This window comes from Streptococcus sp. 11273D007BT (genome assembly GCF_053547195.1).
Window position 1 is genome coordinate 1,422,051 of the sequence record NZ_JBPWPE010000001.1, and the last position, 17,011, is coordinate 1,439,061.

Below are 17,011 nucleotides of genomic sequence, written 5' to 3' on the forward strand. Positions count from 1 at the left end.
AACAAAAAAAATCAGCCCTACTCAATCTTTTAGGTAAGGGACTGACTTTTTTCTACATAAATTTTAAGTGTTCTAAAATAGCTTGATTTTTCATCATTAAATAGATGCCTACAACAATGACAAGCGTAAAAATCAATAATTTCACTAGACCTTCAACAAAGCGTAAAATAGACATCATTATCATGGATAGGACCAACCAAATAAAAGGTGAGTTGCCAATCAGTTTTTGTAAAGATTGCATATTGTCCCCAATCAAGACACGGATAAATGTGGGAATATAGTCTCCGACACTTAGATTGAGATGAGATAGGATACTCATACTAGTTGCCTTTAACCAAGCAAAAACTCCTGTGTTAAAAAATAATAAAATGACTTGCTCTGGGTAACGTCTCGCATAACGCTTAAATTTACGGTACATAAAACTCCTATTGATACAATTCTTGGACAGCTAATAGATCTGTTTCTTGGATACCATAGGTGGATCCTGCAGACTGCATGACTGAAACTTCTGCATCATCGTGGTCAAGTCCGATAGCATGTCCCAACTCATGCTCTGCTGTGTGAACAATACGGTCAAAATCATAACCATATTCCTCATTTAGTAAATAATATGTATTTAATTTCACATCAACATGTTTTAAACGGTTAGTCAGCATATTTGTCTCGCTTTCAGCTAAACCTGCTGCTTGCGTTTGAGCATCAGAATAGTCTGTTGCAATAATATCAGCTTGATCTTTATCTGTTGTCATGGTAAAAGTAAAGACACCCGTAGCATTCCAGTTAGCAATAGCTGTTTCATAAGCTGATACTAGGGTAGGATCTGTTGACTCCAAATAGACGGTTGCCGCATTTGTCTCCCAACGGCTCCCTTCGGTATGAGAATAATTATCCACAGATAGATTAGAAAGGTTATTGGCAACATTATTAGCTAATTGGTTACCGTTTCCCTGAAGGACTTGACGAAGCGTCTCAATACCTGTAGAAAAAACATCTGAAACCGATGATGTTTGCTGATTAGTAAAATAAGTAATGCCCCAAAATAAAAGAGCAACAATCACCACTGCTTTCACTAAACTCCAAATTAAAGATAAGATTAAGCGTGGAATAAAAAACAACACTTTTACAATAAATCCAATGAGATTTTTCATGTTCTACCTCTTTCGTATGTCATAAAAAATCCTAAAACTTGAGATATTAGTATAACAGGAGCTAACTAAAAAAGCAAGGAGAAACCTTGCTTAGGGATGACTAGATGGAAAAACAACTCTAAAACTAATATGATTATTTTTATAAGTCACTCCAATACGTCCTTTAAATAACTTGACCAGACTTTCTGCCATAGAAAGACCGATACCATAGCCAGATACCTGCTGATTATGAGACTCATCTTGACGATAAAAACGCTCAAAAAATTTACTATAATCAACAGCTTTTCCATCTGAAAAAGTATTTGAAACCTCTAGCTTAATTTTTCTTCTACCTAGCCTAGATAGACTGACTATTACTTGACCAGTTGGATCACAATATTTATTGGCATTATCAACAAGAATGGTAACCAACTCAAATAGTGATTTCTCCTCAGCTTCAACAAACAGTCCTGGTGTAATACTTAAGGTAAATTGCTTGCCATCTTTAATCACTGGTCCTTTAAAATCCTCTGCGGCATCCTGTGTAATAGCAGAAAAATCACACTTGCTTAAAACAAGATCGGCTTGCTCTTCCAATTTGGCAAGTGTCACCATGCGATTAATCAAGTCGGTCATACGTTGTACTTGATCTTTGGTAGATTTACTCCATTCACTCTCTCCATCTAACATTTCTTGTAGTTCCGTATTGGCAGAAATGATAGCTAGAGGTGTTTTTAATTCGTGTCCTGCATTTGTAATAAAGCGTTTTTGTCGCTCTGCATTTTCAATATAGGGACGGATAGCTTGACCAGAAAAAATAGAAATCACAACAATGAAAAATAGCATACTAAAGATAAACATATAGATCGAAAGAATTAATAACTCGGGTCTTTCTTCTATATAATCTGTAATATCTAAATAAATGATTCTTGTTTTTTGATTGGACAAAGGTTCAGCTAGATAGGCGTAATAGTGTTGTTGGTATTTAAAGTAAGTCACCTTATTTTTAACATCAGCCTTATCAATCAAATCATCTAAATCATCTGTTGCAACATCACTGGCTTGCTGCATATTAGATTCTATTAAAGTTCCCTTTGAGTCTATTAGGAGTGTAAAATAGTGCATTTGGGATAGACGTGTGCTAGATAAAGAGCTGTTACTTAATGAAAAATCTAATTTATTTTTACTTGGCAAGGTACCAGCATTATCAGATAAAATTTGCATAATGGTATTAACTTCATTGTTACTTTGGATATAACGGGCTGAATTAAAGACTACCATAAAACCTGTCAAAACAAGAAAAACAGCTATAGAAGCGATCGTGATAAATTGTATTCTTAACTTTCTAATCATTCGACCTCCTCTCTAATTCTCAAATGATAAGATTGATTTTCGTCACCAATAATTTCAAGGTTGGCCCCAATCGCTTTTAATTTCTGACGAAGATAGCTCACATAGATATAAACATAGCCTTCATCTATTTCAGGATCCTTATCTTTTGCCCATAAATGCTGAAAGATATCTTTAGTCCTTAATTCCTTACCATGATTTAACATAAAGAATGCCATCAATTGACTTTCCTTATTAGATAATCTAATGGTGTTAGAAGTCGCTAACTCCTGCTGGGAAGTATTTAAAATAATATTACCAAGATTTAACACTTTATCTGTAAAACTATCCAAACGACGTTCTAAGGACGCCATCCGTGCAAGGAGCTCTTTTAAGGAAATAGGCTTTGTGAGATAATCATCAGCACCCGTTTCAAGCCCTGTTACTTTATCATCGAGTCCTGACATAGCTGTCAACATCACAACATGGGTCTTATCTCCACTTGATCGAATCTCTGCTAAAGCTTCTAAGCCAGTTTTAACAGGCATCATAATATCTAATATCATGACATCAAAAACCTGTTCCTTCGATTGATCAATCGCTTCTTGCCCATTTGATACCCTAACAACCTGATAACCTTTATGCTCCAAAGCAGCTGTATAAACACGGGCTAATTGATCTTCATCTTCTGCTAATAAAATAGATAACGTCATTTAATCACCACCTTCTTGGATGAGTTGTCGAATAGTTTGCATACTAAGATCACACGATGCCAGCTCATCTGCGCACCGTTTCAATTCTTTTACCAAGCGTTCTGGATTTTTGATGTCATGCTTATATTTCATCTGATGCTCCAAACTCGCCCACGAATCCATAGCAATAGTACGTAATTGAACCTCAATAAAGTAGTTCCCCTGTTGATGACCAAGACAGTCTGGAAAAGGAGTCTCTACTTCTAAAATCAAATGATAAGAACGATAGCCATTTGGTTTTGGTTTACTGACGAAGTCCTTTTCGTTATAAACTGAAACACCTTCTATTTTCTTGATAAAATCAACTAAGAAAAAAATATCCTCAACAAAGCCACAGATAATGCGAATCCCAATACTATCTTTGATTTCTCTAAGAGCCGAGTGAGGATGAAGCGGTAAGGATTTTCTTTGACATTTATCCATCATACTTTCTTGGCTTTTAACACGGGCTAAAAAATGTTCATATAGTTTGAAGCCTGTTTGTAACTTCTGTTGCTGATTTTTTTCTTCAATTTTTTCTTGAAAAGACTTTAAAATTAAAGGCAGATAAGCCGAATATTCTCCGTAGATCTGATAACTCACTTTATCCCCCTAACTTAAACGCTCTTCTTCAACATAATCAATGGGTAGCCAGCGTAAAAATTCTTCTAATTGCTTTTCCCAATAATAAAATTCATGTTTACCTGGCCCAGTATGGTACTCAATATCTAACCCCAATTGTTTAAAGTTTTTGATTGCCTCATTATTGGCTTCAAATAAAAAGTCCTCTACACCACACCAAGCATAAAATTTTGTTTTCTGATCTGTTTTTTCTGCTAAATTTTGGAGGTTGTTCTCTCCTTTTTCAAATGCTTCAGCATCCCCAAAAATCCCTGACCAATAAGGTGAGTTTAAATTTCTATCAGCCAGTCCTTTAAAACTAAGGGCTCCAGAAAATGATCCCGCATAAGAAAACTGCTCTGTTGCCATAGCGAGTTTAAAAGCGCCATAGCCTCCCATTGAGAGACCGGCAATAAAAGTCTTCTCTCGTTTCTTAGTCATATTAGGAAAGAAACGTTGCATCACTTGTGGCAATTCCATTGCAAGAGCATCAAAATACTTCATTCCATAGCGGGTATTAGTGTACCAGGCAAGATCCGTTGAAGGCATGACAACAATCAAGTTGGTCTTTTTGAGTAAGCGCTCAATAGCTGTCCGCTTTTGCCAAGAGTTATGATTCCCGCTCATTCCATGTAAGAGGTAAAGAACTGGAATATCCTGACAGTCAGGATCCGCTACACTAAAACCATCTGGATAGATAACATTAACTTCACGCTCCATCTCTAAACAATCTGAACGATATTCAATTTGAAAAAATGCCATATTTTCTCCCTTTCAACTTATGATTAAAACAAAAAAATCTAAAACTTTACAAAACTGGTAGAAAAAAAGGAACACCTGAATATAAACTCCAGCTCTTCCTTTCTCCTTATTTTCCATCAACTGACCTTACAGCTAATTTCAGCTCATCGCACTTCCATTACTACTGGAAGAATGGCTGGACGTCGTTTGGTTTGATCAAAAAGGTACTTGCTAACTTCATCACGAACAGCTGACTTTAAATCAGACCAATCAAAACTATCTTGCGCTAAATATTCTTCTACGGTGTTATTAACAATATCTGCACTCTCACGTAAAATGTCGCGACTCTTCTTCACATAAACAAAGCCACGGGTATTGATTTTAGCTTTTGAGATAATTTTTTTCTCTTTTTTATTGACCGTAATAGCCACGATAAAGATACCATCCTCAGATAATACTTTGCGGTCACGAAGAACGATATTGCCCACATCACCAATAGCATTACCATCAATCATGACATCACCAGCAGGAACGCCTCCTTGATGGAAAAAACCATCCTTTTCAAGTACCATGATATCCCCGCGTTTCATGATATAAATGTTCTCTGGTAAGATACCAATTTCTTGAGCTAAATCTGCATGAGCTTGTAATTCACGGTATTCACCTTGGATAGGGAAAAGATATTTAGGTTGTAAAAGATTCATCATCAATTGTAAATCACGTCCATTAGCATGACCTGATACACGCAGATTTTGTGTAATAAGTTTAACACGTCCACCTGCCTTATAAATCATATTCTCTACCCGAGCTACTACTGCTTCTTTAGCGATAGATGGTGTTGTGACAATATACACCAAGTCCCCATCTTTAATCTGTACATAACGATGACGTCCAATGGACATCTTACTCAAACCATTGATTGGCTCTCCCATCCGACCTGTTTCTAAAATAATCAACTCGTGGTCCTCAAAACGAGACATATCTTTTGGTTTGACCATTAATTTTTCATCTGATACACGAAGTTTTTTCAAACGTATAGCTGTACGCACAATATTTTCTGCATCAAACCCTGTTAGGACAACACGACGCCCATTTTCTGCCGCTGCATCAAAAACTTGTTGAATACGAGCAAGGTTACTAGCAACAGCTGCCACAATGATACGACCTTCCCAATTTGAAATCACATGATCAATCTCTAGACCAACCTCTGCTTCACTAGCAATTTGAACATTGCTATCAGCGTTAGCAGAATCAGATAAAAGAGCTAAGACCCCTTCGCGACCAATTTCAGATAATCGTCTAAAATCCGTTTGATAAAGACTTGATGCCGCTTGATCAAACTTAAAATCACCTGTATAGACGATATTCCCTTGATCTGTTCCCACAACAACACCTAAACTTTCTGGGATAGAATGGGTAGTTTTAAAGAAGGAAATGACAGCATCACCAAATTCAATCTCCGTATCGCTATCAACAATATGAAAATCCTTAAATTTCTTAGTCGCATCATTATTTTTAACCACTAAACGTGCTAACTCAATGGTCAACTCAGAACCAAAGACAGGAACACGAACATGTTGTAAGATAAAAGGCAGTGCCCCAATAGCATCAGCGTGGCCATGCGTCAAGAAAATCCCTTGAATCCGATTTTTATTTTCAATCAGATAATCCAGATTAGGAATCACCATATCCACTCCAAGTTGATCGTTTTCAGGATATTTTAAGCCCGCATCCAAGACAAAAATGGAATCATTTACTTCTGCAATATACAGGTTTTTCCCGTTTTCACGAACACCACCCAAGGCAATAATTTTAATATCGCTCATTTTTTCTCCTTAAAATTTATTTTAATATACTAACGGTCCTTGCTTTAAGCAAGTCGAATTACAGTTGGTAACAAAAGTTACAGTCTCTTACATTATAGCATAAAACAAAGGCAATTCGTACCATAAAACAACCTCTTCGGCTGAAAAGGTTGTTTTTACACTTATTGATTAGCGATATTGGCAAAGCCTGCGCTTAATTCTTGGTTTTGTGTTTGTTTCACATACAAACGGTTATGAGGCATCCCCCCTTGATTTTGGGCGCTATACAAAACAACTGGTTGACCTGAGCGATTAAAGGTAAAGAAATAGCGATGGATACTATTAGCCCCATAAACATAACTATATACGGCAACAATATTATAGTCTGAGTTTCCTGTTCCATCAAGAGATTTCTCAACTGAAATATCATAACTATCATTCATAAAGAAATTAAAGCTTAACCATTCATCAATGCCTTCACTTTTATACCCAGGCTGGTTCATCTCATTACCCCAAGAAACCATAAAACTGGCAAGTTGTTGTGCTTTATCCGCATTCCATAGGGCTGTTGCTGTCGCAACTTCTTGAGTATAAGCTTCTTTGACACTACTTGATGAAGATGATGAAGATGTAGAACTTTCTGATACAGCGGTCTCACTCTTTTGACTTGATTGACTAGTTGATTGACTTGATTGGCTTTCTTCTTTGACAACTGTTACAACCTCTGACCGATTCTGACAAGCTGTTAAAAGTAATAAAACAAGCAATAGACCTAAACTTTTTTTCATACCTTATCTCCTTTTTATCATTTTAGCATACTTTAGCTAATAGTCAAAGAGTGACGTAAAAGGGATTTGACAACATAAAAAGGGAGTGGGAAAGAACTCGATCAAAAAAAAGAGTTCGTCAATGAAAAGAACCGCTTATAATGGACAGTATAAAAAAGTTATATACTGTTCTTATAAGGAGGTTCTTTTCTCATGGCTAAAAAAGGAAGTAAGTTCACCAAATATCCACCCGAGTTCAAACTACAGGTAGTTGAAGACTACCTCAGCGGAAAGAGCGGAGGGATGCCTTCTATTGTCAAAAAATATGGGTTAAAATCAGACAACCAAGTTTTGAATTGGACAAGAAAATACCGAGAAGACCCTACTTTACTCTCCCAAGATTTACGAGGTAGAAAGTCCACTGGTCGTCCCAAAACAAGGAATCTAGAGAAGATGACCCTAGAGGAACAGAATACTTATCTACGAATGGAGAATGCAATTTTAAAGACCTTAAGGACTCTCCTCAATCCGTGAGAAGAGTCCACCTCTATCAAGTCGTGGAGCAGTTGAAAGATCGTTACTCAGTCTCCTCTTTATGTTCCTATTTTGGCTTCCCCAGGTCTTCTTACTACCTTTGGTTGAGCAAGGGGAGACCAGTCTATAAACAGTTTGATGCGAACTTAGCTCAAAAGATTACAGCTATCTTCCATGACACTCAAAAAGGCTATCGCTTCATCTCTTATCAACTGAGAAGGCACTATCAACTTTCCCCTAACCCTAAAACTGTCTTGCGCTATATGCGTATTCTTGGTCATCGGTCTCCGATTCGGAAGAAGCGGTATCAATCCTGTACGCAACGAGAGATAAATGAAAAGGCAAGACACGTCCACTACAACGTGCTTGCCCGAAACTTTAAAGCAGAACGTCCTCTCCAAAAACTGACGACAGATGTCAGCTACGTTTACCACAAACAAGGGAGGATGTTCTTAAGTGTCATAAAAGATTGTTATGACAATTCCATTTTAGCCTATACGCTATCAGATTTCAATGATAACAAGTTAGTTTTTGACAATATAGATCAGGTCTTTCACGATTCTTGGGATTCAACCAAAGTCTGTATCCTTCATTCTGACCAAGGTTTTCAATATACCAATCAACAGTATCTCCGAAAATTAGATCAATACGGTGTGACCATTTCTCATTCTAGCAAGGGAAATTGTTATGATAATGCGGCATGTGAGAATTTCTTTTCCCACTTGAAGAGTGAATCCTTGAGACTATTTCCGCCTGAGGATAGGGAAGCCCTCATCCAACAAATCAGGGAATACATCGACTGGTATAATTGCCACAGACCACAAGAAAAATTAAAAGGTATGACTCCCTTAGAATTTAGGGAAGCATACCTTCTAAAGACCTAACTTTTTTAACTGTCCATTTTATCTGGGGCTTGACACAACCAAGTCTTTATTTCCAGTTGTTGAGCTGAAACAGTCTATCCCCAGACTGCTGCACTCCCACCCCCGCACAGCTCAAACTGTCTGGGAGACAGTTTGAGCTTGGAGATGAAGCGAACTTTGTTCGCAACAGTCGTAATGGTCAGATTTGGAGTGTAAAACGCGAATTGCTGAGATTTGCTTTGCAAATCTTATCTCCAACCTTTAACAGTCCACTGGACTGCTAAAGCCAATCAACCACTGCGCTGAGATGTTGACACGAACTCTGAGAAGTGGCGCTGGGCTTTTTGCCCAGCCTCGTGGTTTCTTATTCAAATAAACTATAGTAATCTGAAATGGAAAGTTTTTCTTTTTCTTCCTTGCTTAAGTCCTGAATGATTTTTCCATCTTTCAGGACGATCAAGCGATTGCCATATTTCAGAGCATCTTCCATATGATGTGTAATCATTAGAGCGGTTAATTGATCTTCTTTAATAAAATGATCTGTCAAAGTCATCAAAGCAACACTTGTTTTGGGATCTAAAGCTGCGGTATGCTCATCCAAAAGTAATAAATCAGGGCGCTTCAAGGTTGCCATCAATAAACTAAGCGCTTGACGTTGTCCTCCAGACAAAAGTCCTGTTGGGGTGTCTAGATGCTTTTCAATACCATTTCCAATCTGACTAGCTAAATTTTCAAATTCAGCTTTGTGCGACTGCAATTGACGGTTCATCAAGCCTCTTTTTTCACCACGATATTTGGCAATCAACATATTTTCTGCAACTGTCATTCTAGGAGCAGTTCCCATCTTAGGATCCTGAAAAACACGCGATAAGTACTTGGCACGTTTTTCAGCTGGCAAATCGGTCACATCTTCTCCAAGAATATGAATGCTACCACTGGTTAAAGGCAAAGTGCCAGCAATCACATTAAATAAAGTGGATTTCCCTGCACCATTTCCCCCTAATATCGTCAAAAAATCATGTTCATAAATGGTGAGAGAAACTTGATCTAAAATTGTTTTTAACTCATCAAAACCATTGTTAACCTGTACCGTTGCATTTTTTAATTCAACTATTTTTTTCATCGTGATAGGTTAACTCCTTTAAACAATTTATTTTTGACCTCTGGAATAATCAGACAAGTAGCCAATACTAAAGCACTAAATAACTTCAAATAATTCGTATTAAAGCCAATCGCTATCACTGCTAAAATTAAAAATTGGTACAAAATAGACCCCACTGCAATAGCAATCAGACGCTCAAGTAAGGTTAAATTGGTTGAAAATAGAACCTCACCGATAATGATACTTGCAAGACCAATAACAATGACACCAATTCCCTTTGAAACATCTGCATAACCATCTTGTTGACTAATAAGAGCACCAGAGAGGGCAACAATACCATTTGATAAAACCAAGCCCATCAATTCCATCTTATCAGTATCAATTCCAAAACTCTTTGCCATATCTTTATTATCACCTGTTGCAATATAGGCTTGACCTAAGCGAGTATTTAAAAAATAAATCATTAGACCAATCACTAAAATGACAAAAAGTAGCCCAATCACCAAAAGATTAAGCGACTCAGAAAAAGGAAGAAGACTTTGTAGCTTCACCGCATCCAATAGCCCTAAATTAGCCCGTCCCATAATCATTAACATAATAGAGTGGCAAGAAGTCATCACCAAGATACCTGATAATAAAGTTGGAATCTTGCCTTTCGTATAAAGAAGTCCTGTCACCAGACCTGCAAGACAGCCTGCTAACAATGCTGCTAATGTAGCTAGTAAAGGATGGACTCCTGCGGTCATCAGCGTGACAGCAACTGCACCTCCTAGAGGAAAAGAACCTTCTGTGGTCATATCTGGGAAGTTTAGGATACGAAATGTCATAAAAATCCCTAAACCAAGGACTGCCCAAAGTAAGCCCTGTGAAATTGTTGATATAATCATCATATTTCCAATCTAATCAAAAAATACTAGTTCCATTTTAACATAAAACAAAAAATAGGAGAAGTCTTCTCCTATTTAAAACTTTTAATAGTAGGAAATCCCATTAATCATCTTTTCAAAGTAGGATTCCAAGTCTGTCTCTTGATCAATTAAGATACGATTTTGCATCTTACCATCTGCAAAATAGCCGATAGTCATCAGATTATCTTGTAAACCTAGCTCCTTATCCAAAGCTTGATTTTTTTTAGTCATCACATTGATATAGATGGTACACTTAACTTTTAAGTTCGGATGATGCTCTAAAAAATGCGTGAGATGGTGAGCAACTTGAACATCACTAGGCCTATAAAAAATAATCACAAAATCTCTAGGATCACGATTGATGGTCGTCATATCCATATTTTCTTTGTAAATAACATTTTTTGCTTTTGGAAGAGCTAACATTTGAAACTCCTCTTCCCGAACACGTCTAGCTAAAACAGGAGCATAAATGAGAGTCAACAATAAAACAACTAGGCTTATTCTCCCTAAACGTTTTCTTTTCATTCATTTCCCCCTTGAATCGTATTTTACAAGAAAGTGATTGATTTTTCAAGTCATCTTGATTGCATCAATACGTTAATCTCAGAAATATGATATAATGAAAAGACTAATTTTTGAGAGGAGTTCTTTATGTCTTTTGACGGCTTTTTCTTACATCACATGACCAAAGAATTACAGGATCAACTCTTATTTGGTCGCATTCAAAAGGTGAATCAACCTTTTGAACGTGAGCTCGTTCTAGGAATCCGTAGTAATCGTAAAAATTATAAACTGCTCTTGTCTGCCCATCCTGTTTTTGGGCGTCTTCAACTAACTGAGAGCGACTTTGAAAATCCAAAATTTCCAAATACTTACACCATGTTGATGCGTAAATACCTTCAAGGTGCAACGATTGAAAGTATCGAACAAGTGGAAAATGATCGGGTCTTAGAGATGACTGTTTCCAATAAAAATGAAATTGGCGATCATATTAAGGTCACCCTAGTCATTGAAATCATGGGCAAACACTCTAATATTATTTTGATTGATAAAAACGAATCAAAGATTATTGAGTCTATCAAACACGTCGGTTTTTCTCAAAATACTTATCGTACGATTCTACCAGGAAGTACTTACATCGCCCCTCCAAAATCAACTGCCTTTAATCCCTTCACTATTGCTGATGACAAATTATTTGAAGTGCTACAAACTAATGAATTGACCCCTAAAAATCTCCAAACACTCTTTCAAGGTTTAGGACGTGATACCGCTACAGCTTTAAGCCGACAATTGACCAGTAATAGACTAAAACAGTTCCGCTCTTTCTTCTCCTCTCCCCTTAAGCCTAGTCTCACCCCAAACTCTTTTTCTGCCATTGATTTTGGAGATAGTATCCAAGCTTTTTCTGATCTCTCTACTCTTTTAGATTATTTTTATCAAGAAAAAGCTGAACGTGATCGTGTTTTACAACAGGCTTCTGACTTAATTCATCGCGTAACAAGTGAGTTGGATAAAAATAAGAAAAAACTTCATAAACAAGAGCAAGAGCTAAATGACACGGAAACAGCTGAACTCTTTCGACAAAAAGGTGAATTATTAACCACCTATCTCAGTCTTGTTCCAAACAATAAAGATAGTGTTGAATTGGACAATTATTACACGGGCGAAAAATTAATGATTACATTAGATAAAGCATTAACACCCAATCAAAATGCTCAGCGTTATTTTAAAAAATACCAAAAATTAAAAGAGGCTGTTAAGCATCTGACCTACTTGATCGATGACACCAAACAGACGATTACTTATCTTGAAAGTGTGGAGACTGCACTAAATCAAGCTAACTTATCTGAGATTGATGACATCCGACAAGAACTGATTGAAACTGGCTTTATTCGAAGACGTGCTCATGATAAGCGTCAAAAACGTCAGAAACCTGAACAGTATTTAGCTTCTGACGGAAAAACACTCATCTTAGTTGGAAAAAATAATCTTCAAAACGAGGAAATCAGCTTTAAATTAGCAAAAAAAGGAGAGCTATGGTTCCATGCTAAAGATCTTCCAGGAAGTCATGTTTTAATTAAAGATAACCTCAACCCTAGTGATGAGGTCAAAACTGATGCAGCTGAATTAGCAGCTTACTACTCTAAAGCGAGATTATCTAATCTTGTACAAGTAGATATGATTGAGGCAAAAAAACTCAATAAACCAAGTGGAGCAAAACCAGGTTTTGTAACTTATACAGGACAAAAGACTCTCCGTGTGACACCTACTGAGGATAAAATTAAATCGATGAAGTTTTAAACTTCATCGATTTTTTTACTCTGATTTACTAATATCCTCTTTTAACTCATCCATATTGAATTTTGCAAAAAGGTATTTTCGATCTTGTACGGGAAATCGTTGATCCAGTTGATCAACAGGACCAACTTCCACAATTCCCTCTTCAATAATAAAATCCATCACATGCCCACCAAAAGCGTGATCATCAGATAAAAAGTGAAGGTGGTAACCCGCTACGCTCACTCCATGGAACATCTCTGGTGTCCAAAATCCAACAATAGTTCCAGTGACCTCCTCAGCATGATGTTCGGGTTGTCCAACTGCAACTTCTGCAAACTTACGATCAGGAGCAGACTTTGGAATCATACGGACATGCATGTGTTTAAACTTACCATGAATCTTAATGGAACGAAAAAGATTATGACCATCATAGTAGGACTCAATGCGCTCTTCTAATTCATGGTGAGTCATTTCAAAGCGTTGGCGAAAAATCACTTCTGCTTGATGAGGAACCACAGCAGCATAAGGGACCTTTTCATCAGCTGAAACCTCTACAACCTCTAATTTGCCATCTGTACTTTTAGCTTGATAAGCCTTTCCGTCCAGGACAATTAATTCTCCATCAATTGAATCAAGCGTTCCAATCCCTAAATCACCATGCTCAAGCAACTCTCCAATGGTCAAAGAACCACCATATAGTCCTGCCATCAAAGCACCCAATGTATTATATTGAAATAACTTAATTGCCTCTGCCATACCCTAACCTTTCTTATATTTCAAAATAAGCTGCAACCTCACTATCATCTGGGACCAACTGTAAATAACGTTTAGCCATCTCTTTAGCTTTAGCACGATAAGCAAATTCATACAATAAATAAGCATAATCTTTTAAAAACTCAGGATTAGTTCCAAGATCATCCTCTAATGCCTGATAGAGCTCAAAAGCTTCCTCTTCATTTTCCAAAGCTTGATGGGCTTTAGCGATATTCCAACGTGTCAAGACTTGATCTATCCCTTCTCGTTCTAGGGCAATCACATCTTCATAAGCTTCCCTTTCAAGATAAAGTGTCGATAGTCGTAAATCGATCTCTTCTTGGTCTTCTGCAATCTCTTTAGCTTGGAGAAGGTAGTACTCTGCTGCTTTAGCATCATGGTTTTCATAAGATAATTGGGAAGCAAAAAGAAGAAGTTGATGATCAAAGCTATTTTTAGCTAAACCTTGTTGAAGTACTCGTAAAGCATCTTGAAGCTTGTGTTCGGCATGAAGTGCTTTAGCATAAGCCAACTCATAACCTTCAAAATCAGGATTTATAGTATCCAACTGCTTAAAGTAAATTTCTGATTTTTGACTCTCACCTTGATCTAATAAAATCAAAGCGAGTTCATAAACTGTCTGGTCATCGTATTCAATCTCGACAGCTTTTTCTAAAAACTCAATTGCTGCCTCAAATTTTCCTAGACTCGCATAAGCTAAACCAATACGTTGATAGGTTGAAATACCTGTTTCTTCTAAGATAGAGCGATTGTCTAAACTAGCATAAAGCTGAATAGCAGTTTGATAGTTCCCTAATTCCAACTCCATTTCAGCCAAACCTAAATAGATAAGCGGCTCCTGACTAAATTCACTGGCTAAGAGTAACTTGTCACGCGCCACATCTGTTAACCCTTCCATCTGATACAGATCAGCCATCACTAAGAGGGATTCTAAGTAAGCCTCATCACCTTCTTTTATGGTATCTAGATAAAGAAAGGCTTCTTCAATCTGTCCATCTTCTGCTGCAATTTGAGCTAAACTGAGGGCAAGCTCTGGATAGTCTCCGATTAATTGCTCATAGATTAGCTTGGCTTGTGGATAAAAACCAATTGATTCTAGGTATTCTCCTAATGATAAAAGTGTTTCTTGATCATCTTCTTTTAAGGCACGGTTGAAATACTTTTCAGCATGCTCTAAATCTTGAGCCTGAATAGAGGCTACCATTTTTTCACTATTTGTCATTTCCTTCTCCTACTTCCTCAATATCTTCAACATATAATCCTGAGACAGCTTTATACCAAGTAAAAATTTCACTTAAAATCACTTTTACAGAAGCATAGATAGGAATAGCTAAAAACACTCCCCAGACACCAAACATAGAGCCTGCTGTTAGTAAAACAAATAATATCGTAATGGGATGAATATTTAACTTGCTACCAATAACAAGAGGGGTGACAAAACGCCCTTCAATTGTCTGTTCAATCATAAACACAACCGCAACCTTAACCACCATAATAGGACCAGCCACCATAGCCAAAATAAAAGCTGGAATCATCGCCAAAAAACTTCCTAAATAAGGTACCATGTTTAAAATACCTGCAATGATAGCCAGTGTTGTGGCATAGCGAAGTTGAATAACTGAAAACATGATAGAAAACAAAATAGCTACTACAATAGCAACTGTCACCTGCCCTTGAACATAACTTGATAATTGGGCATTCATGTTTGATAAAACACGCAGACTAGGTTGACGTATCTTTGTTGGTAGGTATTCAATAAATCGTTCTTTAAACTTACCACTATCTCTCAATAAATAAAAGAGAATAAAAGGTGAAATCATAATAGCCACTGCTACTCGTGTCACCACGGAGGCAACATTACCAACCCAGTTAACTGCAGACTTTGAAAAAGTCTCTGCATAGTCTGCTGCCTTACTACTAAAGTTATTTACCATATTTTCAAGCTGAGGGCGAATAGCATTAAACTGATTATTTTTTAAGAGCAGGTTGACCTGTTTTTCTCCCTCCTTCAAGTAAGATGGAAGATTATCAGCAAAAGTTAAAATCTGATCAACCAAGCTGGGAACTGCTACAGCAACTCCCCATATCAATAGCCCTGATAAAACAATAAAAACGAGTGTAATAGCCACTATCCGACTAGCGCCAGCTTTTTCCAACAAATCAACAATGGGTTTTAATAGATAGTAAAGTAGAGCTGAAATCACAACAGGAAGCATAATCACAGCTAAAAATGATAAGACAGGAGTAAATAAAAAACTGATTTTCGTTAAAACAAAAATATTCAAAAACACAAGTAAGGATACCATCAACACTGTTACAGCTTGATTATTTAAAAACCACTTGAAAAACCAGCTAAGGGTAAATTTTTTATCCTCTTGAGAAAACATATCTTACGCCTCATTACCTTTCATAAAATTGAACCTGGCGGTCAACTAATTTTTGATGAGCATCATAAACAAACTTGGCAGAAAAGAAGGGAGCATCTTCTAAAATCCATTTAAAAATCTCATAATCCCCTTCCCAAGTAGGCTTACTTAAAACCTGATCATACGGTACCCACTCTAATGTTCCTTCAACACAATCAATGAGTTGCCCTTCAAATTCAGTTATCTTAAAAACATAAGTGTACCAATCCTCATTTGGAGTGAAATCAGGGAAAGTGATCATCCCTTTAAAGTCCATTTTTTTGGCAACCAGTCCTGTCTCTTCCAAAATTTCTCTTCTGGCACACTCATCAGGAGTCTCTCCTACTTCCAGTTTACCACCTACACTAATCCACTTTCCTTCATGAACATCGTTTGGCTTTTTATTACGGTACATGAGTAATAGCTCACGCCCATTATCAATATAACAAATCGTTGCTTGCTTAGTCATCTTTCTCCTCATTTCTATGCTACTAATTATATCAAATTTAGGACTATTCTTGGGCATAAAGTGATTATTTTAAAGCCACTTACATTCTAACAAAAATATGATATAATTTTACAAAAAGAAAGGAAAAAGATTTTGAGAAACCTTACCTATCTCACACAAACACCTGATCATTTCTCGCTTTATATGAATCATACAGATGGCAAACTTGAGACACGACAAAAAGAGCAACTCGTGAATTCTCTCTCATTTTATAAGCCTGATGCAAACTTGCTCATAGCTTTTCACCCTAGTCAAAAAATTGCCTATAGCTATAATCATTCTGATGGGACACTAGACCTTTTTTATTATGACGGCGAAGGATCATTTGAGCATTGGTATCAAGAAAAAATCCCAAAACTGATGAATCCCAAACTCGAACTCCTCAACAATGGAAAAATCTTAAAACTTAGTGAAGATTGTAGCCTAAATCTTTTATCTGATGGATCCATCAAATAATTTTTAGTCTAATTAATTGAATAATTAAATATAATATGGTTTAATAGTGTTGAGCTAAAT

General features: G+C 36.8%; 19 protein-coding genes. 4 read left to right on the plus strand and 15 right to left on the minus strand.

What is annotated here, in order from left to right:
• Positions 1-52 precede the first annotated feature (52 nt).
• The 8 genes from ACEE75_RS07275 to ACEE75_RS07310 form a co-directional block, all read right to left on the minus strand.
• The gene (locus ACEE75_RS07275) at positions 53-418 is read right to left on the minus strand and encodes a hypothetical protein (protein ID WP_447574126.1); all 366 of its coding nucleotides are present in this window, start codon (positions 416-418) and stop codon (positions 53-55) included.
• 7 nt (positions 419-425) lie between these two features.
• Complete coding sequence (locus ACEE75_RS07280) at positions 426-1,136, minus strand: M57 family metalloprotease (RefSeq protein WP_354369315.1); 711 nt, start codon at positions 1,134-1,136, stop codon at positions 426-428.
• A 102-nt stretch (positions 1,137-1,238) separates the two neighbouring features.
• Positions 1,239-2,480, minus strand: a complete 1,242-nt coding sequence (locus ACEE75_RS07285; protein WP_447574125.1) for a sensor histidine kinase — start codon at positions 2,478-2,480, stop codon at positions 1,239-1,241.
• Positions 2,477-3,169: a response regulator transcription factor gene (locus ACEE75_RS07290; protein WP_447574124.1), complete on the minus strand. Its 693-nt coding sequence runs from the start codon at positions 3,167-3,169 to the stop codon at positions 2,477-2,479. Before ACEE75_RS07290 ends, ACEE75_RS07285 begins: the two co-directional genes overlap by 4 nt.
• Positions 3,170-3,790 (minus strand): GTP pyrophosphokinase, encoded by a 621-nt coding sequence (locus tag ACEE75_RS07295; RefSeq protein ID WP_447574123.1) that lies wholly within the window; start codon positions 3,788-3,790, stop codon positions 3,170-3,172.
• Positions 3,791-3,799: 9 nt separating this feature from the next.
• Positions 3,800-4,570 carry an alpha/beta hydrolase gene (locus tag ACEE75_RS07300; RefSeq protein WP_427895772.1) on the minus strand — a complete coding sequence of 257 codons (771 nt, stop codon included), beginning with the start codon at positions 4,568-4,570 and terminating at the stop codon, positions 3,800-3,802.
• Positions 4,571-4,713: 143 nt separating this feature from the next.
• Complete coding sequence (locus ACEE75_RS07305) at positions 4,714-6,375, minus strand: ribonuclease J (protein WP_447574122.1); 1,662 nt, start codon at positions 6,373-6,375, stop codon at positions 4,714-4,716.
• Between the two features lie 161 nt (positions 6,376-6,536).
• Positions 6,537-7,142: a DUF4767 domain-containing protein gene (locus ACEE75_RS07310; RefSeq protein ID WP_354369277.1), complete on the minus strand. Its 606-nt coding sequence runs from the start codon at positions 7,140-7,142 to the stop codon at positions 6,537-6,539.
• Between the two features lie 192 nt (positions 7,143-7,334).
• Between ACEE75_RS07310 and ACEE75_RS07315 the strand changes: the two genes are divergently transcribed.
• On the plus strand, positions 7,335-7,655 hold the full coding sequence (locus tag ACEE75_RS07315) for a transposase (protein ID WP_447574121.1): 321 nt from the start codon (positions 7,335-7,337) through the stop codon (positions 7,653-7,655).
• Positions 7,652-8,539 (plus strand): IS3 family transposase, encoded by an 888-nt coding sequence (locus ACEE75_RS07320; protein ID WP_449164762.1) that lies wholly within the window; start codon positions 7,652-7,654, stop codon positions 8,537-8,539. The genes ACEE75_RS07315 and ACEE75_RS07320 overlap by 4 nt, the downstream gene beginning before the upstream one ends.
• Positions 8,540-8,882: 343 nt before the next feature.
• Here the strand turns inward: ACEE75_RS07320 and ACEE75_RS07325 are convergent, their stop codons facing one another.
• The 3 genes from ACEE75_RS07325 to ACEE75_RS07335 form a co-directional block, all read right to left on the minus strand.
• Complete coding sequence (locus tag ACEE75_RS07325; protein WP_427895763.1) at positions 8,883-9,641, minus strand: ABC transporter ATP-binding protein; 759 nt, start codon at positions 9,639-9,641, stop codon at positions 8,883-8,885.
• Positions 9,638-10,507: an ABC transporter permease gene (locus ACEE75_RS07330; RefSeq protein ID WP_427895761.1), complete on the minus strand. Its 870-nt coding sequence runs from the start codon at positions 10,505-10,507 to the stop codon at positions 9,638-9,640. Before ACEE75_RS07330 ends, ACEE75_RS07325 begins: the two co-directional genes overlap by 4 nt.
• 84 nt (positions 10,508-10,591) lie before the next feature.
• Entirely contained in the window at positions 10,592-11,053 is a 462-nt protein-coding gene (locus ACEE75_RS07335; RefSeq protein WP_427895759.1) for a hypothetical protein, read from the minus strand.
• Positions 11,054-11,179: 126 nt separating this feature from the next.
• On the opposite strand from ACEE75_RS07335, the gene ACEE75_RS07340 reads away from it, so the two are divergent.
• Positions 11,180-12,829, plus strand: a complete 1,650-nt coding sequence (locus ACEE75_RS07340; protein ID WP_447575096.1) for an Rqc2 family fibronectin-binding protein — start codon at positions 11,180-11,182, stop codon at positions 12,827-12,829.
• 15 nt (positions 12,830-12,844) lie between these two features.
• Here the strand turns inward: ACEE75_RS07340 and budA are convergent, their stop codons facing one another.
• Genes budA through ACEE75_RS07360 form a run of 4 tightly spaced genes read right to left on the minus strand, consistent with a single transcriptional unit; the run spans position 12,845 to position 16,456 of the window.
• Complete coding sequence (gene budA, locus ACEE75_RS07345; RefSeq protein ID WP_447575098.1) at positions 12,845-13,564, minus strand: acetolactate decarboxylase; 720 nt, start codon at positions 13,562-13,564, stop codon at positions 12,845-12,847.
• 13 nt (positions 13,565-13,577) lie between these two features.
• Positions 13,578-14,804, minus strand: a complete 1,227-nt coding sequence (locus tag ACEE75_RS07350) for a tetratricopeptide repeat protein (RefSeq protein ID WP_427895753.1) — start codon at positions 14,802-14,804, stop codon at positions 13,578-13,580.
• Positions 14,794-15,969 (minus strand): AI-2E family transporter, encoded by a 1,176-nt coding sequence (locus ACEE75_RS07355; protein ID WP_447575099.1) that lies wholly within the window; start codon positions 15,967-15,969, stop codon positions 14,794-14,796. The genes ACEE75_RS07350 and ACEE75_RS07355 overlap by 11 nt, the downstream gene beginning before the upstream one ends.
• A 13-nt stretch (positions 15,970-15,982) precedes the next feature.
• Positions 15,983-16,456: an NUDIX hydrolase gene (locus tag ACEE75_RS07360; RefSeq protein WP_354369293.1), complete on the minus strand. Its 474-nt coding sequence runs from the start codon at positions 16,454-16,456 to the stop codon at positions 15,983-15,985.
• A gap of 132 nt (positions 16,457-16,588) precedes the next feature.
• Between ACEE75_RS07360 and ACEE75_RS07365 the strand changes: the two genes are divergently transcribed.
• Positions 16,589-16,951, plus strand: coding sequence for a hypothetical protein (locus ACEE75_RS07365; protein ID WP_447575101.1), 363 nt, complete (start codon positions 16,589-16,591; stop codon positions 16,949-16,951).
• The last annotated feature ends 60 nt before the right edge of the window (positions 16,952-17,011 follow it).